This window comes from Tigheibacillus halophilus, from assembly GCF_042683165.1.
GTDB classification, from domain to species: domain Bacteria; phylum Bacillota; class Bacilli; order Bacillales; family Amphibacillaceae; genus Tigheibacillus; species Tigheibacillus halophilus.
On sequence record NZ_JBHUIZ010000013.1, the window covers coordinates 154,587 to 176,661 of the forward strand.

21 protein-coding genes and 1 pseudogene are annotated in these 22,075 nt (G+C 43.3%); 17 read left to right on the forward strand and 5 right to left on the reverse strand.

All coding sequences use genetic code 11. The annotated features are described in order from the left end of the window. Window positions 1–8: 8 nt before the first annotated feature. On the reverse strand, window positions 9–695 hold the full coding sequence (locus ACFSMW_RS14175) for a metallophosphoesterase (protein WP_390356688.1): 687 nt from the start codon (window positions 693–695) through the stop codon (window positions 9–11). 954 nt (window positions 696–1,649) lie between these two features. Here ACFSMW_RS14175 and ilvB point away from each other — a divergent pair. The 8 genes from ilvB to ilvA all read left to right on the forward strand — a co-directional run bounded on the left by ilvB (window position 1,650) and on the right by ilvA (window position 11,117). Next, a complete protein-coding gene (gene ilvB, locus ACFSMW_RS14180; protein WP_390356690.1) occupies window positions 1,650–3,371 on the forward strand; it encodes a biosynthetic-type acetolactate synthase large subunit in 1,722 nt (573 codons plus the stop codon). Further along, the gene (gene ilvN / locus ACFSMW_RS14185; RefSeq protein WP_390356692.1) at window positions 3,368–3,889 is read left to right on the forward strand and encodes an acetolactate synthase small subunit; all 522 of its coding nucleotides are present in this window, start codon (window positions 3,368–3,370) and stop codon (window positions 3,887–3,889) included. The genes ilvB and ilvN overlap by 4 nt, the downstream gene beginning before the upstream one ends. A gap of 308 nt (window positions 3,890–4,197) precedes the next feature. Further along, on the forward strand, window positions 4,198–5,238 hold the full coding sequence (ilvC, locus tag ACFSMW_RS14190) for a ketol-acid reductoisomerase (protein WP_390356694.1): 1,041 nt from the start codon (window positions 4,198–4,200) through the stop codon (window positions 5,236–5,238). Then, window positions 5,225–6,772, forward strand: a complete 1,548-nt coding sequence (locus ACFSMW_RS14195; RefSeq protein WP_390356695.1) for a 2-isopropylmalate synthase — start codon at window positions 5,225–5,227, stop codon at window positions 6,770–6,772. The genes ilvC and ACFSMW_RS14195 overlap by 14 nt, the downstream gene beginning before the upstream one ends. An 87-nt stretch (window positions 6,773–6,859) precedes the next feature. Further along, window positions 6,860–7,966 carry a 3-isopropylmalate dehydrogenase gene (gene leuB / locus ACFSMW_RS14200; protein WP_390356697.1) on the forward strand — a complete coding sequence of 369 codons (1,107 nt, stop codon included), beginning with the start codon at window positions 6,860–6,862 and terminating at the stop codon, window positions 7,964–7,966. 15 nt (window positions 7,967–7,981) lie between these two features. After that, the gene (gene leuC / locus ACFSMW_RS14205; RefSeq protein WP_390356699.1) at window positions 7,982–9,418 is read left to right on the forward strand and encodes a 3-isopropylmalate dehydratase large subunit; all 1,437 of its coding nucleotides are present in this window, start codon (window positions 7,982–7,984) and stop codon (window positions 9,416–9,418) included. A 36-nt stretch (window positions 9,419–9,454) separates the two neighbouring features. Further along, window positions 9,455–10,036 carry a 3-isopropylmalate dehydratase small subunit gene (gene leuD / locus ACFSMW_RS14210; RefSeq protein ID WP_390356701.1) on the forward strand — a complete coding sequence of 194 codons (582 nt, stop codon included), beginning with the start codon at window positions 9,455–9,457 and terminating at the stop codon, window positions 10,034–10,036. Between the two features lie 85 nt (window positions 10,037–10,121). Continuing rightward, window positions 10,122–11,117, forward strand: a complete 996-nt coding sequence (gene ilvA, locus ACFSMW_RS14215; protein WP_390356703.1) for a threonine ammonia-lyase — start codon at window positions 10,122–10,124, stop codon at window positions 11,115–11,117. Between the two features lie 192 nt (window positions 11,118–11,309). Here the strand turns inward: ilvA and ACFSMW_RS14220 are convergent, their stop codons facing one another. Together ACFSMW_RS14220 and ACFSMW_RS14225 are read right to left on the reverse strand one after the other, a co-directional pair. Then, window positions 11,310–11,558: a hypothetical protein gene (locus ACFSMW_RS14220; protein WP_390356705.1), complete on the reverse strand. Its 249-nt coding sequence runs from the start codon at window positions 11,556–11,558 to the stop codon at window positions 11,310–11,312. A gap of 243 nt (window positions 11,559–11,801) precedes the next feature. Then, window positions 11,802–12,263 carry a CoxG family protein gene (locus tag ACFSMW_RS14225; protein ID WP_390356707.1) on the reverse strand — a complete coding sequence of 154 codons (462 nt, stop codon included), beginning with the start codon at window positions 12,261–12,263 and terminating at the stop codon, window positions 11,802–11,804. A 327-nt stretch (window positions 12,264–12,590) separates the two neighbouring features. Here ACFSMW_RS14225 and cyoE point away from each other — a divergent pair, with 327 nt between their 5' ends. Beyond that, window positions 12,591–13,517: a heme o synthase gene (gene cyoE, locus ACFSMW_RS14230; RefSeq protein ID WP_390356709.1), complete on the forward strand. Its 927-nt coding sequence runs from the start codon at window positions 12,591–12,593 to the stop codon at window positions 13,515–13,517. A gap of 193 nt (window positions 13,518–13,710) precedes the next feature. Here the strand turns inward: cyoE and ACFSMW_RS14235 are convergent. Beyond that, window positions 13,711–14,175 (reverse strand): annotated as a pseudogene (locus ACFSMW_RS14235) (hypothetical protein); the annotation flags it as partial. 428 nt (window positions 14,176–14,603) lie between these two features. Here ACFSMW_RS14235 and ACFSMW_RS14240 point away from each other — a divergent pair. Both ACFSMW_RS14240 and ACFSMW_RS14245 read left to right on the forward strand, forming a co-directional pair. Continuing rightward, window positions 14,604–15,299, forward strand: coding sequence for an N-acetylmuramoyl-L-alanine amidase (locus tag ACFSMW_RS14240; protein WP_390356711.1), 696 nt, complete (start codon window positions 14,604–14,606; stop codon window positions 15,297–15,299). Window positions 15,300–15,484: 185 nt separating this feature from the next. Continuing rightward, window positions 15,485–16,165, forward strand: coding sequence for an HAD family hydrolase (locus ACFSMW_RS14245; RefSeq protein ID WP_390356713.1), 681 nt, complete (start codon window positions 15,485–15,487; stop codon window positions 16,163–16,165). 93 nt (window positions 16,166–16,258) lie between these two features. Here ACFSMW_RS14245 and tatA read toward each other — a convergent pair whose 3' ends face one another. Then, complete coding sequence (tatA, locus tag ACFSMW_RS14250) at window positions 16,259–16,438, reverse strand: twin-arginine translocase TatA/TatE family subunit (protein ID WP_390356715.1); 180 nt, start codon at window positions 16,436–16,438, stop codon at window positions 16,259–16,261. Between the two features lie 286 nt (window positions 16,439–16,724). On the opposite strand from tatA, the gene ACFSMW_RS14255 reads away from it, so the two are divergent. From ACFSMW_RS14255 to ACFSMW_RS14280, 6 genes are all read left to right on the forward strand, one after another. After that, window positions 16,725–17,282 (forward strand): chromate transporter, encoded by a 558-nt coding sequence (locus ACFSMW_RS14255; RefSeq protein WP_390356817.1) that lies wholly within the window; start codon window positions 16,725–16,727, stop codon window positions 17,280–17,282. Continuing rightward, complete coding sequence (locus ACFSMW_RS14260) at window positions 17,279–17,830, forward strand: chromate transporter (RefSeq protein WP_390356716.1); 552 nt, start codon at window positions 17,279–17,281, stop codon at window positions 17,828–17,830. Before ACFSMW_RS14255 ends, ACFSMW_RS14260 begins: the two co-directional genes overlap by 4 nt. Before the next feature lie 203 nt (window positions 17,831–18,033). Continuing rightward, entirely contained in the window at window positions 18,034–19,455 is a 1,422-nt protein-coding gene (locus ACFSMW_RS14265; protein WP_390356718.1) for an APC family permease, read from the forward strand. A 267-nt stretch (window positions 19,456–19,722) separates the two neighbouring features. Continuing rightward, a complete protein-coding gene (locus tag ACFSMW_RS14270; RefSeq protein WP_390356720.1) occupies window positions 19,723–20,463 on the forward strand; it encodes a gamma-glutamyl-gamma-aminobutyrate hydrolase family protein in 741 nt (246 codons plus the stop codon). A gap of 68 nt (window positions 20,464–20,531) precedes the next feature. Then, on the forward strand, window positions 20,532–21,488 hold the full coding sequence (locus tag ACFSMW_RS14275; RefSeq protein ID WP_390356722.1) for a dipeptidase: 957 nt from the start codon (window positions 20,532–20,534) through the stop codon (window positions 21,486–21,488). Window positions 21,489–21,607: 119 nt separating this feature from the next. Then, on the forward strand, window positions 21,608–21,811 hold the full coding sequence (locus ACFSMW_RS14280) for a small, acid-soluble spore protein, alpha/beta type (RefSeq protein WP_390356724.1): 204 nt from the start codon (window positions 21,608–21,610) through the stop codon (window positions 21,809–21,811). Window positions 21,812–22,075 lie beyond the last annotated feature (264 nt).

Here is a 22,075-nt window from a genome sequence, read left to right on the forward strand (position 1 = left end):
TTGTTACGCTATGCATGTACACTGAAGACATGTTTACTTGGAAGTTCCAAACAGTTGAGTTGGCCACCGAACACAGCCCCGCCATCGATGCCGATGATCCGGTTATCTCCGAAATAAACGGTATGGCAGTCATTGTCACCGTGTAAGTATGCGGTTGGCGTGTGGCCGAATACAACTGTTTTTTCCCCTCGATAATCCGAGAAGAACGGTTCACGTATCCAGACAAAAGTATGCTTGTCCATTTCTGATAATGGTTGGTTTGGATCCAAGCCTGCATGCACGAATAAATAGTCAGGCGTCTGAAAAATGTAGTCCCGTTCTCGGATAAAGCAAACATGCTTTTTAAAGATTTCTGAATCCGCAAGCACGTCAGCTGCATTCTCTGCAGCGGCATCACCCATGTAGCTAGCAATCGTTTCAGATGCCCCATTACGAAGCCAATGCTCCAAAGAGCCTGAACTTTCATCCATAGCGCTTAGCAACATTTCCTCATGATTGCCCCGCAATACGATAGCACCTTTTTCATGAAGGTCCATCACTTTCTCCAGAACGCCGCAACTGTCAGGGCCACGGTCGATATAATCCCCAATTAAAATCAATTGATCTTTTTGGGGATCATAAGCTGCTTTTTTCAGTAGTGTTTCAAAAAGGGATAGTTCCCCATGAATATCACCAATTGCCAGTAATCGTTCCAATTTGTTACCTCCCTGGTGGCTGACCGGAAATAATAAGATAAGCATTTCTTGTTTAAAACAAATGCATGTCTAAATCCAGTGAAAATGTCAGTTATTCTTACTCAATTTTTGCACACATGTACTTAAATTACCAGAAAGCTATTTTGTCCCATCGGGGGAGGTTTTAGTTGTCAAAATGATATACCGAATGCAATAAATAAATGTCATTAAAATGTAATATGAACATTCTAACCACAAGCTTTGCTAACACATTGCTCATGTAAGCGGATACAGTTACAGACTGCAGAAATACACGTGAAAATTAATTTGTAAAAAGGTATTGACCAAACTTTAAAAACGTTATATGATTATCGGCAATATCAATACTTCAAAAGTTTCAGTCAATACGATGAAATGGTGTTAAAATCTTAAACGACGAAACGAACTGAAAAAATAAAATCGATGACGGGAATAAAGAAATAGAGTTTCAGTGTTCAAAGAGATCCGGCGATGGTGAAAATCCGGAAACACAGCTCATTTCGACATCATCCCTGAGTGCTTTGCTGAAAGGAATTTTTTCCGAATAGGCACGGCCAGGTGCTGAAACCTTCAGTACCTGTTACCAAAGCAAGCCTTCATGGCTTGATGAGGCAGTGTCTGCAAATACACTGTAAAATTGGGTGGTACCGTGAAAAGTTGGCTCTTTTCTCCCCAACCGCTTTGCATTTATGCATAAGTATGGGGCGAATAGAGCCTTTTTGCATTGGTAAAAAAAGTGGGATTTCCTGTTTTTGAATTGACGGAATCTTACGTATTCAAAGAGGATTCCATGGTTCTATTGCTGGATCATAAGGCGTACGATTCACTTAAAAGAACAGGGGACATAAAAGCCCGGTATGAATGAGGTTGGAACAGAAGTTTTTCAGCAAGACTTTCTGTCAGCAATATATATCATTGTCAAGGAGGCATGTGAAAGTGAAAGGTGAAGCAAAGCAAAATCCCCAAGCAGTGAAAGAAGCATGTACTGGTTCTGAGTTGTTGATCGACCTGTTGGTCGAAGAAAATGTGGATACGATTTTTGGTTACCCAGGCGGAGCGGTACTTCCCATATACGATGCTTTATACCGCAGTAATGCACCGTTTCAGCATATTTTATCCAGGCATGAGCAAGGATCGATTCACGCAGCAGAAGGGTATGCTCGCGTGACAGGCAAACCTGGTGTCGTTTTTGCAACGTCAGGGCCTGGTGCCACTAACCTCGTGACTGGCATCACGGATGCCATGATGGATTCATTGCCGCTCGTTGTATTCACAGGGCAGGTTTCCAATCAAGTTATTGGCACAGATGCTTTTCAAGAGTCGGATGTCATGGGCATCACCATGCCGATTACGAAATACAATTATCAGGTGAATGATGCACGGGATCTTCCGCGAGTCGTAAAAGAAGCATTTCATATTGCTAACACAGGCAGACCTGGCCCAGTGGTGGTTGATATTCCGAAAAACATTTCGGAAACTGTCGTGTATGAACCGGGATCAGATGATTTCGACTTGCAGGGATATCAGCCAACAAAACATCCCAATCCGCTGCAAATCATCAAGTTGGCAGCAGCCCTTGGCAATGCGCAAAGACCGTTAATCCTGTCAGGCGCCGGTGTTGTTTTTGCTAAAGCTTCTGAACAACTGCAACAGCTTGCAGTCATGTGTAAGGTACCGGTTGTCACGACGTTGCAAGGCTTGGGAAGCTTTCCTGGGGAGCATGAGTTATCACTAGGAATGGGCGGGATGCATGGATCCTATGCAGCGAATATGGCCATCCAGGAATGCGATCTGCTAATCAATGTGGGTGCCCGGTTCGATGACCGTCTAACAGGGAACTTGAAGAGTTTCGCGCCAAAGGCGAAAGTGGCTCATATTGACGTCGATCCAGCAGAAATTGGAAAGAACGTTTCAACAGATATACCTGTTGTCGCTGACGCAAAGGAGGCATTGCTTGCACTGCTGGAAACAGTGGAGGAGCTGCCTGATACAAATGGATGGCGTGCACATGTTAAAGCAAATGATGAAACATATCCGTTTTGGTATGAAAAACCAAAACAGTACGTATCGCCGCAGTGGCTAATGGAAAAAGTCTATCAGGCTACCGATGGAAAAGCGATTGTTACAACGGATGTCGGACAGCATCAAATGTGGGCGGCCCAGTACTATAAATTTGCAACACCGAATCGATGGGTTACATCCGGAGGGCTTGGAACAATGGGATTTGGCTTCCCAGCAGCGATCGGAGCTCAGCTTGGTGCTCCAGACCAATTGGTCGTTTCCATTGTCGGAGACGGAGGGTTCCAAATGACGTTGCAGGAATTATCAGTTGTCAGCCAACTGCAATTGCCAGTCAAGGTAATCATTGTCAATAATGAAGCGCTTGGCATGGTTAGGCAGTGGCAGGAAAGCTTTTACGAAGAAAGGTACTCATCTTCGATGCTGACAGCGAATCCAGACTTTGTAAAACTTGCCGAAAGCTACGGTATCCGTGGACTATGTGTACATCATGAGGAGGATGTCGATCAGGCGCTGGCAGAAATTTTTGCTATAGAAGGCCCGGTTGTCGCAGATTTCAGAGTCGCACAACAAGAAAAGGTTTATCCAATGATAGCGCCTGGCAAAGCATTGCATGAAATGTTAGGGGTGAAGAAATGAAACGGATTATAACCGCAACCGTTCAAAATCGCGGCGGTGTGCTTAACCGGATAACTGGAATGCTGAACAAGCGGCAGTTCAATATCGAAAGTATCACTGTCGGGGCTTCAGAAATAGAGGGTATCTCCAAAATGACATTTGTCGTCCATATTAACGACGAGCAGAAGCTGGAGCAGCTTACTAAACAGCTTCATAAACAGATTGACGTACTGAAGGTTTCCGACATTACTGACAAAGCGATTGTAGCCAGAGAATTAGCCCTTATCAAGGTGGGCGGCAGTGGACAATCCAGAGCAGAGATTCAAAGCATCATCACACCATTCCGTGCTTCTATCATCGATGTCAGCAAAGACAGTCTGACCATACAGGTGACAGGTAAACCTGAAAAAGTCGAAGCGCTGATTACCTTGTTAAGACCATATGGGATCAAAGAATTGGCGCGAACAGGTGTAACTGCCTTTTTACGAGGCCAGCAGCCCCGGCAAGTGACTGATATTCAAAAAGCATACACGATTTAAGAATATGCGGCTTGCTAAAACACGACAGAACAATTCGTTGAAAAGTCGACAAACGTAATAAACTGCTCATACATTCGTGGTATCGCGCATATGTATTCTCAATCGATATATTGCATATCAAATATCAGATTTGAAGATTTATTTTTCTCCAGTGATGAATTTTAGAGAGCAGCTGATACGGTGTGAATAATCATGATTACCAGACCATGCGGATCATATGATGAGCAATAAACCAAACATCAACATTTGCTTGTATTGCAAGGCTGTATCCTTGCTTTCAATAAAAACAATTTCAGGAGGTCATTTACATGACAAAAGTTCTTTACGATAACGATATTCAAACAGGTGTATTGCAAGGTAAAAAAATCGCGGTTGTAGGTTATGGCTCACAAGGGCATGCACATGCACAGAATTTGCGTGACAGCGGATATGATGTGGTCATCGGATTGCGCCCAGGAAAATCTCAGGAGAAAGCGAAAGAAGATGGTTTTGCTGTTTATTCAGTAGCTGATGCTGTCGCTGAAGCTGATGTAGTGATGATGCTTTTGCCGGATGAATTGCAAACTAAGGTTTATAACGAAAGCATCAAAGATCATTTGCAGCCTGGAAATGCTATTGCTTTTGCGCACGGATTCAATATTCACTTCAGCCAGATCCAGCCGCCATCTGATATAGATGTGTTCATGGTAGCTCCGAAGGGACCAGGACATTTGGTCAGACGCACGTTTGAGGAAGGAGCTGGTGTTCCGGCATTATACGCAATCCAGCAGGATGTCAGCGGTCAGGCGGAACAAATTGCTCTCGAGTATGCAAAAGGGATTGGTGCTGCACGGGCAGGCGTCTTGGTAACAAGCTTTCAAGAAGAAACGGAAACGGACCTTTTTGGTGAGCAGGCAGTATTATGCGGCGGGCTGACGCATTTGATAAAAGCTGGTTTTGAAACATTAACAGAAGCTGGTTATCAGCCGGAGCTGGCTTATTTTGAAGTGCTTCATGAAATGAAATTAATTGTTGATTTGATGTACGAAGGCGGTATAGAAAATATGCGTTACTCTATTTCAGATACTGCACAATGGGGTGATTTCGTATCCGGTCCGCGTGTCGTGAATGCAGAGACAAAGGAACGTATGAAAGAAATACTCACTGATATCCAGTCCGGCAAATTCGCAAAGGAATGGATCTTGGAAAATCAGGCAAACCGTCCTCAGTTCAATGCAATCAACAGACAGGAAAATGAACATCAAATCACAAAAGTCGGAAAGGAGTTACGTGCTTTAATGCCTTTTGTCAAACAGCCATTGGAAAAACAAACTAAACAAAAGGAAGTGAAGCAGCATGTCCCGAATTAAAATTTTCGATACAACACTTAGAGATGGGGAACAATCGCCGGGAGTGAATTTGAATGCACTGGAAAAGTTGGAAATCGCTAAACAACTGGAACGCTTCGGCGTAGATCGGATGGAGGCAGGTTTTCCTGCTTCCTCCAAAGGGGATTTCCAAGCAGTGAAACAAATTGCAGATACAATCCATGCAACTTCTGTGACAGGATTGGCCAGAGCAGTGAAGTCCGATATCGATACTGCCTGGGACGCGTTGAGGGGAGCTGAGGAACCTTGCTTGCACATATTCCTTGCTACGTCACCGATCCATATGACTTACAAATTGAAAAAGACACCGGAACAGGTGATGGAAACAGCCGTGGATATGGTGACATACGCGCGTCAGCGTTTCCCGAAAGTAGAATGGTCGGCAGAAGATGCTTCACGGTCGGACTGGGATTTTCTAGCACAACTCATTGAAAAAGTAATTGCTGCAGGTGCGTCTGTCATCAATTTGCCGGACACTGTCGGCTATGCCACCCCAGCAACATACGGCGAGATGTTCCGCTATATGAAAGAAAATGTTCCGTCCATCGATAAAGTCGATCTGTCTTGTCACTGTCATAATGATTTAGGCCTTGCAGTAGCTAATTCACTGGCAGCAGTTGAAAATGGTGCGACCCAAGTGGAAGGTACGATTAATGGCATTGGCGAAAGAGCGGGTAATGTGGCATTGGAAGAAGTCGCTGTCGCGTTGAAGATACGTTCTGACTTTTATCCACATACTACCAGCCTGAATCTTTCAGAGACGAAACGTACGAGTGATCTGGTTGCGAAATTGACCGGGATGCATATTCCAAGAAACAAAGCAGTAGTTGGCCGAAATGCGTTTGCCCATGAGTCAGGTATCCATCAAGACGGCGTTCTAAAGAACAAAGAAACGTACGAAATCATCACACCTGAAATGGTCGGAGCGAAATCAGATACATTATTTATGGGGAAACACTCTGGCCGGCATGCTTTCAAAGAAAAAATCAAGGATATGGGCTATGAGCTTGCCGAAGAAAAGGTGGGGGAAGCTTTTGAGGCATTCAAATCACTTACGGACCGCAAGAAGGAAGTTACTGATGATGACTTATTCACCATTTTGATGAATATACAAACTGAAAACAGTACCGTAGAACAATATCAGCTGGTAATGTTTCAGGTACAATATGGCACCTCAAATATTCCAACTGCTACTGTTTCATTGACATCCCCTCAGGGGAATACCGTGCAGTCGGCATCTACAGGATCAGGCAGTGTCGAAGCGATTTATCAGACTATGGATCGGCTGATTGCAGAAGATTTACATTTGCAGGATTATCAGCTGAACTCAGTTGGCAAGGGAAAAGATGCATTGGCTGAGGCAAGGGTGCAACTGCAGGTTAACGGGCAAAACATGCAAGGCCGCGGTACCGCACAGGATGTGCTTGAAGCTTCTGCCAATGCGTTCCTCAACGCTGTTAACCGATATTTGATCCAGGTGGCACGGGAAGAGAGCAAAGTTCAGTCACCGGTTTAATAAAGTGAATGCTTACAAGAAAGGAAAAGGGATTTCCAAAGGTGGATGGAAGTGATAGATAGTTCATCACAAAGGGAGGAAAACAAGATGAAGAAGCAGATTATTGTATTACCTGGTGATGGCGTCGGCAGGGAGGTTATGGAATCAGCAAAGCTGGTTTTGCAGGCTGTGGCAAGTGAGTTCGGGCATCGTTTTGTTTTTCATGAGCATCTGATTGGAGGTGCAGCTATCGATGCCTGTGGAACACCGCTGCCGCAGGAAACGGTTGATGCATGTATGCAGGCTGATGCAGTACTGCTTGGAGCTGTTGGGGGACCTCAATGGGATAATCACCCGTCAGGACAGCGGCCGGAAGCGGGTCTTCTTAGCATTCGAAAGACTTTGGGCTTGTTTGCGAACTTGCGGCCAGTGAAAGGTTTTGCGTCGCTTTTAGATGCTTCTCCTTTAAAGAAAGAAGTCGTCGAGGGAAGTGATATGTTGATCATTCGCGAACTCACAGGCGGTATTTATTTCGGCCAGCCGAGCGAGCGGACGAATGATGGCAATGCAGTAGTTGATACGCTCTATTATGAGAGAACGGAAATGGAGCGTATCATCGATAAAGCTTTTCAAAGTGCGCTGACTCGTAAAAAACGTCTCACTTCTGTTGACAAAGCGAATGTACTGGAATCAAGCCGCATGTGGCGTGAGATTGTCAAAGAGAAGCAAAAACAATATCCTGATGTAAAAGTAGACCATGTTCTGGTCGATGCGGCTGCGATGAAATTGATTACCCAGCCTGACCAGTTCGATGTCATTGTCACGGAAAATATGTTTGGGGATATTTTAAGCGATGAAGCATCTGTGCTTACTGGATCTCTTGGCATGCTCCCTTCTGCCAGTATTCGTACAGATGGAGTGGGGATGTATGAGCCAGTGCATGGTTCCGCTCCTGATATCGCCGGAAAAGGGATCGCAAATCCATTTGGCATGATTTTATCCGCGGCAATGATGCTGCGTCATTCCTTCGGTTTGGAACAGGAAGCTAAAGACATTGAAGACGCAGTGGACACGGTATTAGAACAAGGGTATCGGACACCAGATTTAGCGGGCGCTGGCGAACGTGTGGTAGGAACCAAGGAGATAACCGATCGTTTGATAGACAATATGACTGCAAAAAGTGTTGCCAACAGTATTTGCAGCATGTACGCATAATCGGAGGTGTATTATATGAAACAGGCACAAACCATCATTGATAAAATCTGGGAAAAACATGTTGTCCATGAAGAAACAGGGAAGCCCGATCTGCTGTATATTGACTTGCACTTAGTCCATGAGGTCACTTCGCCTCAGGCATTCGAAGGGTTGCGGTTAAATGGCAGGAAAGTGCGACAGCCAGGGCTGACCTATGCAACTGTTGATCATAATGTGCCAACGAAAAATCGTGATGTGATCAAGGATGCAGTTTCGAAAAAGCAAATGGAAGCATTAAGAACGAATTGCCATGACTTTGGTATCACGCTGGCGGACATGTTTCACCCTGATCAAGGAATCGTTCATGTTATTGGGCCAGAGCTGGGTTTGACCCAACCGGGGAAAACGATTGTTTGCGGTGACAGTCATACTTCCACACATGGTGCTTTTGGAGCTTTGGCATTCGGTATTGGAACAAGTGAAGTGGAGCATGTATTGGCAACTCAGACACTGTGGCAAGACCGTCCCAAAACATTAAATGTTAAGGTCGAAGGGGATTTGGGACCAGGGGTAACGGCGAAGGACTTGATTTTAGCCATTATTTCGAAATTCGGTATCAAATTCGGTACTGGTTATGTGATGGAATACACTGGTAAAGCGGTGCATGCTTTATCAATGGAAGAACGGATGACAGTTTGTAATATGTCTATTGAGGCCGGTGCCAGGGCAGGACTTATCAGCCCTGATCAGACGACTATCGATTACTTGCGCGGCAGAGCGAATGTACCGCAGGGAGATGCGTTTGAAAAAGCGGCTCAGGAATGGCTGTCATTGGCAACAGATGAGGGTGCAGAGTATGACCAAACTGTAACGATCCAAGCTGATGAGGTAGAGCCGCAGGTCAGTTGGGGAACGAATCCTGGTATGTGTGCACCAGTTAATGGCAGTACACCTTCCATTAACACATCGAATCATCCTGATGATTTAAGACGAGCACTGACCTATATGGATTTGCAGGAGAACCAGCCAATCACCTCCATTCATGTTGACCATGTGTTTATTGGGTCATGTACGAATTCACGCATTGGTGATTTACGCAAGGCTGCCGGCATTGTTGCTGGTAAAAAAGTGAAAGATGGTGTGCGGGCAATCGTTGTACCTGGTTCATTCAGTGTCAAGCTTCAAGCAGAGAAGGAAGGTATTGATGAGATTTTTAAAGATGCAGGTTTTGAATGGCGTGAAGCAGGATGTTCCATGTGTCTGGCCATGAACGACGATGTTGTCCCTCCAGGAGGAAGATGCGCTTCCACCTCAAACCGTAATTTTGAAGGGAGACAGGGAAATGGAGCAAGGACACATCTTGTCAGTCCTGAAATGGCCGCTGCCGCTGCAATCGAAGGACACTTTGTCGATGTAAGAAGCTATGCAAATGTGGGAACAGTCACCCAACAGGATAACGCGTTAAAGGGATAAAAAAATGGGGACTGTCCCTAAAGGAGGCAGAATAAAATGGAAGCAATTCAAGTTCATCAGGGGAAAGCGGTCGCCATGGACCGTTCGAATGTGGATACGGATCAGATTATTCCGAAACAGTTTTTAAAGCGGATTGAGCGGACTGGTTTTGGGCAGTTTTTGTTCTATCATTGGCGATTTGATGATGCAGGAGCAGAGCGTCCGGAGTTTGAGTTGAATCTTCCAGAAAACAAAGGCGCCAGCATTCTTTTAGCCGGTGAAAATTTTGGTTGCGGGTCATCTCGCGAGCATGCACCTTGGGCATTGCTGGATTATGGATTCCGTGTCATCATTGCTCCTAGCTTTGCAGATATCTTCTATAATAATGCTTTGAAAAACGGGATAGTGCCAATCAAGATGGAGGAAAAAACTTTAAAAAAGTGGATGGAAGCTGCAAAGCAAGGGGAATTGGAACTGATTGTCGATTTGCCTGAACAAGAGATCACTGTCAGCGGTGGGGAAAAAGTCCACTTTGACATCCCGGCCTATCATAAAGAAAAGCTGATCCATGGTTGGGATGATATTGCACTGACACTGCAGCTTGAAAATGAGATTTCAGCGTTCGAAAGTGCCAGGTAGAATGAGGATTGTCCAATTCCCAAAGAAAAAATCGAAAGTATTATAGACTTGGAAAACATCAGGTAAAAAAATCTTATCACTGGGAGTGAACTGTTTTGGGGATTTGTTAACAGGAGAACGTGTTCATAAGGCTTGGAAAAGTTTGGCGGCAATTGTTCACCGTACACCGATAATGACGTCGGAGACAACGAATCAACTTGTCGGAAAAAAGGTTTATTTCAAAATGGAAAACCAGCAAAAAACAGGTGCATTTAAATTCAGAGGAGCAACGTTCAAGTTGATGCAACTGTCCAAAAGCCAATTGCGAAAGGGCATCATTACGGCTTCAGCTGGAAATCATGCGCAAGGAGTGGCTTATGCTGCGCGCAAGTTAGGTGCGAAAGCAACGATATTCATGCCTGTGCATACGCCACAGGCAAAGGTCGAAGCCACTAGAAACTATGGTGCAAAAGTAGTTCTTACAGGAGAATCTTTTCAGGAAGCGTACCAGGCGTCGCTTACACGCAAATTGCAGACTGGTGCAACTTATGTGCATCCGTTTGATGATTATGATGTAATGGCAGGTCAAGGGTCCATGGTGATGGAGCTGCTCAGGCAGGAAGATAAGATTGATACAATCATTGTCCCAATTGGCGGCGGCGGATTGATCAGCGGAATTGCTACTGCGGCAAAGCATGTCAATCGTCATATTAAAATCATCGGAGTGCAAGCTGAAAATGCGGATGCTGCGTTTCAAAAGTATCATTATAATAATAGGAAGAAACTCGATTCAGTATCAACGATCGCAGAGGGAATTGCAGTCAAAGAACCAGGGGAACTGACAATGCCGATCATTCAAAATTATGTAGACGACATTGTCACGGTTTCAGAGGCAGAAATTGCTGCAGCGATCGTATATATGCTCGAGCGCAATAAAACATTGGTCGAAGGAGCAGGAGCTGCGGCCTTGGCTGCACTATTCGCTTTTCGCCATAAAATTAACTCCCGACATTGCGGTATCATTGTCAGCGGGGGAAACATGGATATCAGCACGATGGCAAAAATCCAAACGCTCAGCAAGCAATTGGCTGTCCCGGTCTAGGGACCAACCAATTGCCGCTGTGTTGCGGGTTTTATTTTTTGGATTGGGAAAAGTTTTGCCAGGAAATGCTGTAAGAATGAAAGAGAGAGACCGGAGTCTCTCTCTTTTCAGCGCTAAACAAGGTATACGTTCTTCCCCTTGCTTCACATATAATGAAATCATTACGAAAGTCTAGCAAATGCTGCATTGCCATCAGATAATGCCCATATCAATCATTTCTACGACATCATCAATTGAAAATTCTTTTCCTTTAAGTATATTTCTTTTCTTTAGCTGATAATCCTGAACTTCTTCTTTCAGTATGTTTTTATTCGGTTGCGGTACTTTCGGCTCTTCCATAATGGTAACATAATAGCGTTTATTTCCCACTTGGATAACATGGTCATTATCTTCAATCACTTTTTGTAGTAAATCCGCCTCATCACCCGTCAGTTTGTTCATAGTGTTCTCTCCCCCGTATCTTTCACAACATACTAGGCAATTGAATTGATAAAATTTAAAGCTTCCTATTTACAATATGAAAGTCAGACATTGTATTTTTACACTATATTTCTATACCCAATAAATAAACATTTAAAACCTATAATATAAAATTCGTAAATTTGTCAGATTTATGGGGGTGTTGTCGTAGTTTTAATTTAAGATTATAATTTGCAGGCCATATGCTTGGATCGAAAATGAGGACTATGATATAGCTGCACGATGTTTTTGTTTTTCAATCTGAAAGCACATTGACCGGGCAAGTTCCTTCAATTGCCTTGGCAGGAGGGAAGTAATAAGAGGATTAAGCATGGGACCAATCAAACCGTTCGCCTTTATGGATAGCTCCCCTGTAACTAATGTGGTCTTTTCTGTCAGCTTCTTAGCTGAAAAACTGCCAGAACCATGAAGGTTATCGGTGATTCCTTTCATACGAAATGCAATGCGTTCAAAGTCGGTAATTTCCACGATGTCAATCTTGATCTTCATCGTTTTACGGATACGTCCGACTTCTCCTTTTAACGTCCAAATTGACTGTTCGACGCTTAGTTTATGGTGAGAATGATAGCCTTTTACCAAAGGAGCCCAGTTGTCAACATTACTGACAAACTCCCATACTTGCTCAAGCGGGCTATCCAATTTGAGTTGATGGCTTGTGTTCGGCATAAAAAAACCTCCTAAAAAATGAAATAATCCTTCCTAAACTAATTTTCGCGGCAATTACTGTAAGGTTTCGCGGAGCGGGTGAAGACACGGTATATTGAGCAAAAAATATCCGGTAAGGGGTAAAATAAAACGACTGTCTAACTTATGTCAAAAAAAAGCTGATTAGAACCATGATTTAAATTGGTCACATTCTTGACAATTTCCTGTACTGTCCTTGTATGATTATGTTACGTTTTATAGCGTTTTAACAGCATTTCTGCTAAAATTAATTTATAATTCCTTTGGAACAATCAATTTAAAAGAATTTATTAGCTAGGGGTGCACGCTTTGAATAAATCAAATGGTGCTGATGGCATTTCTCTCCAAGCGGTGACGACAGAAAAGCAATCTGTTTCCTCTATCATCGCGGATATAAAGTCATTGGTTAAATTTGTTGTACTTATGTTGAACGTCTTACCTGTATTGACGGGATTTTTATTGGCTCTTTATTTTACTGATGAACTGCTGATTGACCATTTGGGTACTTTAGTGCTTGTTTTGATAGGCAGTACATTTGTCATGGCGGGGGCACTTATTTTCAATAACTGGTATGAGGCGGATCTTGATAAAAAAATGAAAAGAACGGAAATGCGTCCGACAGTGACAGGCAACTTTTCAATGAAAACCGTGTTGACACTGGGGATCATTGCTACAGTTTTAGGGTTTGCCTTTTTACTTGCAACTACAATGGAAGCTACCATATACGCATTAGTTGGGTGGTTTGTCTATGTAGTGCTGTATACTTTCTGGTCAAAGAGAAAATATACCTTGAACACGATCATCGGCAGCATTTCTGGTGCCGTGACACCAATGATCGGCTGGGGGGCAGTGACCTCGACCTTCCATATTGTTCCTATCATGATGTTCGCGATCATTTTCATTTGGCAGGTGCCGCATACGTTTTCTATCGCGATGCGCAGATATGATGATTATAAAGCAGCGGGTGTGCCGATGTTACCAGTCGTATTTGGTTTTGATATGACGAAGCGGCAATCTGTCATTTACATTGCATGTTTATTGCCATTGCCATTCTTTTTGACTTCGCTTGGCTGGCCTTTCGTGATTTTCGCAACGATACTGAACCTGGCGTGGCTTGCAATCGGTTTTAAGGGTTTTTTCAAAAAGGACAACCTTCATTGGGCCAATCGCGTATTTAAATCCTCTTTATTTTATTTGATGCTGCTATTTTTAGCGATGATAGCTGTAACAATTTAACATAATATAGGAAGAAACCCGCCGCGGTAAGTCAAAGCAACTGAAAATCTAAGGTGATTTTATGATATAGGTTTTCTGTACACTAAAATCCCCACTAAATTTCCTTTTTTGGATTTTTAGTGGGGATTTTCTAATAACACAAGGAGTATTTCCCTCTGATTTAGTTCATCAACTTCAATATTCTTTTTTTTATTCACTTGAAAATAGACATGGCACTTTGTAACTCCATGCCAATTTGACCCGAGGATTCTGTAACATCATACCCGTGTCTGTGTTTTAATTCACTGTTTTTAACTTCTATTTTATAGCGTTCTTTTGATTTTTCTTTAAAACCGTCGCTTTCCTGAAATTCTATTTGATCTGTATGCACATTTGACTTCATGCTTACAGAATATGTCTTGCTTTTAGCGTCTTCTCTGTAACCCCATCTTTGAAAAGGCAGACTTTACATTTGTCCACATCGCCATAATAAAATGATTGTACCGATTTTCATGCCTGCTCGTTTACTTTTTTCAATCAGGGATTGGAGCTGTTTTCTATCGTTTTTCTCTCCAGTCGTGACTACTGCGGCTGTGATCAGCCGTTCTTCACTCATCATCCAAAAAAAGGAAGAATCAGCTGTTTTATGTCCAAGACGTGCATCAGGGGCTTCCGAATAAAAAGGACTAAGCGATAGAGATTGCTGGTTTGAGATCATCCGAGCCACCGCCTACAGTTGTTTAAGAAATCGCATATCCCGTTGATTGTAACGGAAGGTGGCGACTCTTGCAGGAAAGGCAACAGCCGAAAATCCCGTGGAAAGCGTCCACCTGAAGTGAAAATCAACGGTGCTTCCCGCCATATAAGTTATATTAGCCGTTGGTTATTTGGATTTTATTGGTTAATTTAAACGTTACAACAAAAAAGCAAACTAGAGCTTTATAAAGAATCTAGTTTGCCTTTTTAGGCTTTTTCAGCGGTCTTCGTTAAGTCGCAGCGGGTTTTTTTCATTTAGTCCAGGTGATTGGATATGGATAAAATGCCCCCCGTTCTTTTGCTTGTTTCGATTATATATTTGAAGCAAACATGAAGAAGGAGGCGGATAGCATGAAAAAGATTTTTATCGACCCGGGCCATGGTGGTTCTGACCCTGGTGCGAATGCCAATGGAATGAAGGAAAAGGATTTGACGCTGGCCATTGCATTAAAATTGCGGCAGATATTGGAAAATGAATACACTGGCCATTCACTGAAATTTTCCAGAACGAGTGATGTTGACAGGTCATTGAGGCAGCGTACGAACGACGCGAATGCCTGGAATGCTGATTATTTACTCTCGATTCATATCAATGCCGGAGGCGGCACTGGATTCGAATCCTATATTTATAACGGGAGCTATGGCAGCAAAGCAGAAACGAATCGGCTGCGGACGTTGATTCATGACCAAGTCGTTCTCGCCAGTGGATTTCGAGACCGCGGCAAAAAGGAAGACAATTTTCATATGCTTCGAGAATCTGCTATGCCAGCTGTGCTGACTGAAAATGGTTTTATCGATGGCGGAGATGCAAATAATTTGAAACAAAATGCATTTTTGGAAAAAGTGGCCAGAGGGCACGCAAAGGGGCTGGCAGCAGCACTTGGCTTATCCATAAAACAAGGTCAGCAATTTTATATCGTACAAGCAGGTGACACGTTATGGTCCATCTCTGTCATGTATCAAACGACTGTGGATGCGCTGCTTGATTTGAACCCTGGAATTGATCCGCAGTACTTGCAAATTGGTCAAAAAATACGGGTGAAATAAAAAGGAATACAAAAGAGGCTAAGCAAACAGAACTATAGAAAAACAGGTAAGAAGCAGGATGCTCTCCATAGTATCCTGCTTTTTAAATCAAGACAGAATAGCCTAATCTGTCTATTACCAGGCCACTGTCAATTCATTTACAGAAATGAAAAACTGGTCTACAATCAATTTCAGAGGTGAAGATAATGGCTATTGTAACAGTTGATTTCGATGGCACTTTATTCTTGGGCAGTTCTTTCAAAGCCATGCTGGACGCAGGAAAAAAAGAATTTAAGACACGGGAATGGACTGTGGTGACTGGAGGCTTGACTAAAGCCGCTGCATCGGGGATATCCAAGGGTAAAAATGCTTTTCGTATACAGTTTTTCAAAACTTTTGCGAGGACTTTTAAGGGAAAAAGCAAAAAGGAATTGGATTTCTTTTTTAGCAGGTTATTGGATATTGGAGAGGAAAACATTAATAAGCCGCTTGTAGAAAAAATCAAAGAACATCAAGAAAAGGGAGATACTGTAATCGTTCTTTCAGGAGCGTTGGAGCCTTTTTTAGCAGCATTTTTACATAGGGTCGAGCTGGATGTCCCTGTTATCAGTACGGAATTAATGTTTTACCCGAACGGTATTTGCACAGGAGAAACCGGAACCGTAATCAACGGTACTGAAAAAGTGAAGCGTGTGGAGGAATTCATATTTCAAAACTGTTTAGAGGCGCAGGAAATCTGGGCTTATGCTGACAGTAAAAGTGACATCCCTTTGTTTCAGTTCGCGGAACATCCTGTCGTTGTGAACCCTTCGAAAGACATGAAAAAGATTGCTGAAGAAAATGATTGGCCCATTTTTTCCGATACAGGTAATGTTGCATCAGAATAGCTGAATAGCTGGAATATAGAAAAGCCCGCTTGACTAAGAAATCAGGCGGGTTTTTAGTGCTCTGTTGCATCGGCAGCATGTCGGGGCCTTATTTCATTGTTCTTTATCTTTTTTTGCCGACGCATCGCTTAATAGTTCTCCGGTTGCTTTCTTGAATTCTTTTAAAGTAGAGCCTGCCGCCTTGCCGATTTCTGGAAGCTTGGAAGGACCGAAAATGATTAGTGCCAATACAAGAATCAATATTAACCCTGGTATACCTATGTTGGATAACATGAAAATCCTCCTTTTTTTGATAACAAGGAATTACAGAACCTTTCCTTTACTGCACCAGGCATCCAAAGGCTTGGCCAATTCCAAGTTGTCTCATGTATCAATGAATTATTTTACTTAGTATGTGTAGATGTACTGGTTTTTATTTTGAAAAAGAAATGAATGTTTATGACAATCATGAAATGGTTTTCATCGATGATGCACAGTTGTTGTGCTAAAATGGATTTTATAGAAATGAAAAGGTTGTGTGAATGTGGGAGAGGAACAACAACAAAAAGAATACATTAAAATCAATCACAAAGATTTATTCATGGCCTTTTTCCGTTCAGGGATGCTTGGGTATGGCGGAGGGCTTTCTGCTGTTCCGTTGATGCAGCGTGAAATTGTCGACAAGTTCGGCTGGATGAATGACGAGGAGTTCTCCGATATTCTAGCGTTGAGCAATACGTTGCCCGGCCCAATTAATACAAAAATGTCCGGATATATCGGTTGGCGGCTAGCTGGCTTTTGGGGATTGATGAATGCGTTGATTGCATCTTTTTTGCCAACCGCCATTTTGATGATTCTGCTGCTGACAGTGTTGAATACATATAAGGAAAAGCCATGGGTCCAGGGGATGGCCAGAGGTGTTTTGCCGATTGCTGGCGTGATGATTGGTGTGCTTGCCTGGGATTTTGTCAAGAAATCCAAGACAGGGCTTGGCTGGTTAATGACGATTATTTATTTGGTGATCAGTTTTGTGGTAATGGAGCTGCTTGGTATCCATCCCGCTATTTTAATTGTAGCCTTCATCATTGTCGCCATGTTTTCCAGGAAAAAGAAATCGGACCAGGCGGGTGAAAGATGATTTTATTATATTGGAAGATTTTTTTAGCTAATTTTATTGCAAATTTGCTGGGATATGGTGGCGGACCAGCGACCATCCCATTGCTTGAGAGGGAAGTTGTCGATCATTACGGGTGGCAAACAACCGCAGAATTCAGTGAAATGGTGGCGTTAGGAAATGGGCTGCCCGGCCCAATTGCAACCAAATTAGGTGCTTATGTTGGCTATGATGTTGGCGGGATAACTGGATCGCTTATCGCATTGTTCGCAACAATAGCACCTTCGTTGATCATGATGATCGCACTGCTCGGGTTATTGATGAAATATAAAGATTCACCAAAAGTAAAGGCTATGACGCAGATCATCAGACCGACTATCGCCATTTTGCTGGCGGTCATGACATATGATTTCTTCTTTCATTCTTATGAACAGGTAGGATGGATTCATACATCCATCATCGGTGTCCTTGGATTTTTCTCCCTGGAAAAATGGCGCATCAGTCCAGTTTATGTTGTTCTTGGAGCGCTTATCTATGGTGCTGTATTTTTGGGTGGTGTATCCCCTGGCTAAGTCTAACATTGCGCTGCTGGAACATAGTCTCCATACAATTAAAAATTGGAATGAAACAGGCATCGCCAGCCCCGGCGATGTCTGGTTCAATTTGCTATCTGAGTAGAGAGTTATTTTCCTGGAATGTGCAGAATAAACTGTTTACTGTACATGGAACTGTCCTAAACATAAAAAATTGTTTTTCCATGAACAGGAGGGAGTAAATGAGCGAACAACGTTTCCTGAAGACATTGGGAAACAGGGATGTATTGGCATTGGCGTTTGGGGCGATGATTGGCTGGGGATGGGTGGTAACTGCGGGTTTATGGATCACAGAGGCTGGTTCAATCGGGGCAATTCTTGCATTTCTGGTCGGTGGCATGCTGGTCATATTTGTCGGTTTGACGTATGCTGAGTTGGCAGCAGCATTGCCTTTAGCTGGCGGGGAATTGATATACAGCTTCAAGGCAATGGGAAGCCTGGCGGGTTTCATCACCACTTGGGCGGTCGTTCTTGGTTATATTTCCGTAGTTGCTTTTGAAGCTGTGGCGTTGCCTACCGTTTTCGAATATTTGATACCTCGCTACAGCCAAGGATATATGTATACGATTGCCGGCTGGGATGTGACGATGACATGGGCTGGAATGGGGATTGCAGGATCCATTTTCATTGCATGGATCAACTACAGAGGCATCAAATTCTCCACGATCATCAACTTCATCTTGACACTGCTCATTTTACTGGCAGGTGTGCTTCTGATCACCGGCAGTTCGATTTCCGGAAACACTGAAAACATGCAGCCGCTTTTTGAAAATGGGATGGCAGGGCTGTTAACAGTTGTCATTATGACCCCATTCATGTTTGTCGGTTTCGATGTCATACCACAGGCGACAGAGGAAATTGATTTGCCGCAGAAAAATATCGGGTATTTGCTGATCATCTCGGTCATTCTGGCTGTTTTATGGTATATTGCAATCATCTTCGGTGTATCGCGCGTGCTGGGGCCCTCTGATATTGCCCAGTCGAATTTAGTGACAGCAGATGCCATGAAAAAAGCTTTTGGCGGAAGTGATTTGATGGGAAATATTTTGCTTCTTGGGGGTATTGGCGGGATTTTGACAAGCTGGATCGGTTTTTATGTGGGAGGCAGCAGAGCGATATATGCTATGGCCCGCGCTGGTATGCTGCCAAGATTTCTGGGGGAACTGCATCCGAAATATAATACACCGCACCGGGCAATTGTTTTAATTGCAGTTTTATCCACTGTAGCGCCGTTGCTTGGCCGCCCCGCGCTTGTTTGGTTTGTAGACGCAGGGGGACTTGGGCTCGTGGTTGCATGGCTGATGGTTGCTATTTCCTTTATTGTGCTCCGCAGAAAATATCCGAATATGAAGCGGCCTTTCTATCTGAAGGGTGGAATCATCATCGGCTCGATTGCTGTATTGATGGGCCTGGGGATCGGTATTCTGTACATGCCTGGCATGCCTTCGGCGCTTATTTGGCCTTACGAGTGGGTGATTGTTTTATTTTGGGCGATTTTAGGAGTCATACTTTACAAACTATCCACTAAAAAATATGGTAAACAATTTGCGAAACAACATTTAGACAATGAAATTGAACGGATTATTGGAAAAATACCAAATTAAACCTGAACAGCCCCTTTATCGCTTTAGCGTAAGGGGACTGTTCTGTGCTCTCTCAATTTTGAAATTGTCCGAATTCGGTGATATGATTTTAATTAGAAAGACTCATGGTAAAATTGGCGAATTTGTTTTCACTTGCTGGTCTGCTCAGATGATGTGTGTGGTATTTTAGACAATACATATATAGCTTACGGCTTGCTGCTAAGCGAGATCTGAATTGGAATTCGCTGGATATCAGGAAATGTTTACCGGAAATGGAGGGGATTTCAAATGAAACCGTTAATTGGCATCACGGCCTCGATGGAGATGGATGAAAGTTATTATATGATGAGTGAAGCGAATGTAAAAGCTATTTTGCAAGCAGGCGGGATGCCGCTTATTCTGCCTTACTTGCTTGACGATGCTGATGTGGAACAGATTGCATCAAGAGTGGATGGATTATATTTGCCAGGTGGTTATGATATCGATCCGACACTGTTCAATGAAGAGCCGCATCCAAAACTTGGAACGATCATCCCGGATCGTGATCGTTTTGAAATGCTGCTTGTTGACAACGTACTTCAGCAGGGCAAGCCGATTTTGGGTGTCTGCCGCGGTGCGCAAATCTTGAATATCGCGCTTGGGGGAGACATGTTCCAGGATATATACAGCCAGTCGACAGAATTATTGCTTCAACATCAACAAAAAGCGCCGTCCGCCCATGGCTCCCATTTTGTCCACGTGCGTGAAAATAGTTTGCTTCACCGGCTCGTCGAAAGTAAAAAAATAAAGGTCAACAGCCGCCATCATCAGGCCAATCGGCGTGTAAAAGCTCCTGTGATTATTTCTGGAAAAGCGAATGACGGTATTGTGGAAGCAATAGAAAGCAGTCAGCATCATTTTGTCCTTGGTCTGCAATGGCATCCGGAAAATATGGCTGCACAGAAAGATACACCTTCCATGAATATATTCAAAGGGTTTGTGGAGGCTTGTAATGCCCAAGCCCAAACCGCTGGCATGGAGAATGCATGAATAGCTATAGGGAGCGGACAAATAACGGTTATCAAGTCTACATAAGTAAACAGAAGGGAATGGATAGCATGAAAATAATCGACACACATTGCGATGCATTATTGAAACTGCAGCTTGCCAAACGTGGTTTGCCGTACGGTAAGCTGCCATTATCATTTCAACATGCAGCGGAATTGGAAACTAATTTGGCTAGGTTGCAGCAAGGAAGCTATATGGCACAATTTTTTGCTATTTTTATTGAGCCGGACGTACCTTCAGATGAAAAGTGGCAGCACGCTTTAGAGCAAATCGACATGTTTCACACAGAAATTCTGGATAAACACCCTGAAATGAAGCATATGAAATCCTGGGAAGATTTTGATCGCCTTCAGCCAGGAGAAATTGGGGCAGTTTTAGCGTTGGAAGGGGCAGATGCGTTCGGAAACGACTTTGTAAAGCTGCGCCAGCTGTATCGCGAGGGTATATTGTATATGGGAATGTCGTGGAACAATGCAAATCTATGTGCCGATGGAGCCGGGGAACCACGTGGAGGCGGCTTGACAGAACTTGGGAAAGAAGTTGTGAACATGAACAACGCCAATCAAGTATACACTGATGTTTCCCATTCTACAGTAAAAGGTTTTTGGGATATCCTTGAGCTGTCCGATTATCCGTTTGCCAGCCATGCCAATGCAAGGGCTATATGTGATCATCCGCGCAATCTATACGACGAGCAGATCAAAGCGATGTTTGCAAAGAATGGTTTGATTCATTTAGTGTATAACCCTCCCTTCATTAAAAAGGACAGCGACCAAGCAACGATAGATGACTTATTACGGCATGTGGAGCATTTTTGTGAGCTGGGCGGTTTGAAACAAATTGGCTTCGGCTCTGATTTTGATGGTATTAGTATGCATGTGACCGGACTGGAGCATGCAGGGAAATACCCCAATTTTATCAATGAACTTTTAAAACGCTATAAAGAAGAAGATGTAAAAGGGTTTGCTTTTCAAAACTTTTTGGACCATAGACCTGGTTTTAGATAAGAGGATTAACAATCAGTAACAAAAATACAGCATATTACCAAGTATGAATCTCTCTTGCGGGCACAAGGTAAGACTGAACAGGAAAAGATCTGTTCATAACCCACAAGGAGTGATCAGCGATGGCAGAAGACAGGAATAACAATAAGTTGCTTGTCCCTGGATCCGAAAACGCAGTTGACAACATGAAGGAAGAAATCGCTCAGGAATTCAATGTTGAGCTGGGGGCTGACACAACCGCGAGAGACAACGGAAAAGTGGGAGGCGAGATGGTCAAAAGAATGATCAGAATCGCCGAAGAAACAATGGCAAACAAGCATCAATAGTCTAAAAAAGCGGGGGGATTTTTCTCCTGCTTTTTTCGTTTTATTTAACAATGGCGAGCCAGGCGTTATATGTGTATTTCCTGTTATTGCCTGATCAATAATGAAGGTCTCCTGAATAACCACTGTAACGCTTATCTTCATTACGCACAATTTTATAGACAAAAGTTACCTTCATACTGTTCAGATTCCTGGAGATAGTATAGGAAGCAGGGTCTAAGCTGCTCAAAGTAAATTTGTGAAATGATAGGTTGTTCTTCAATACGA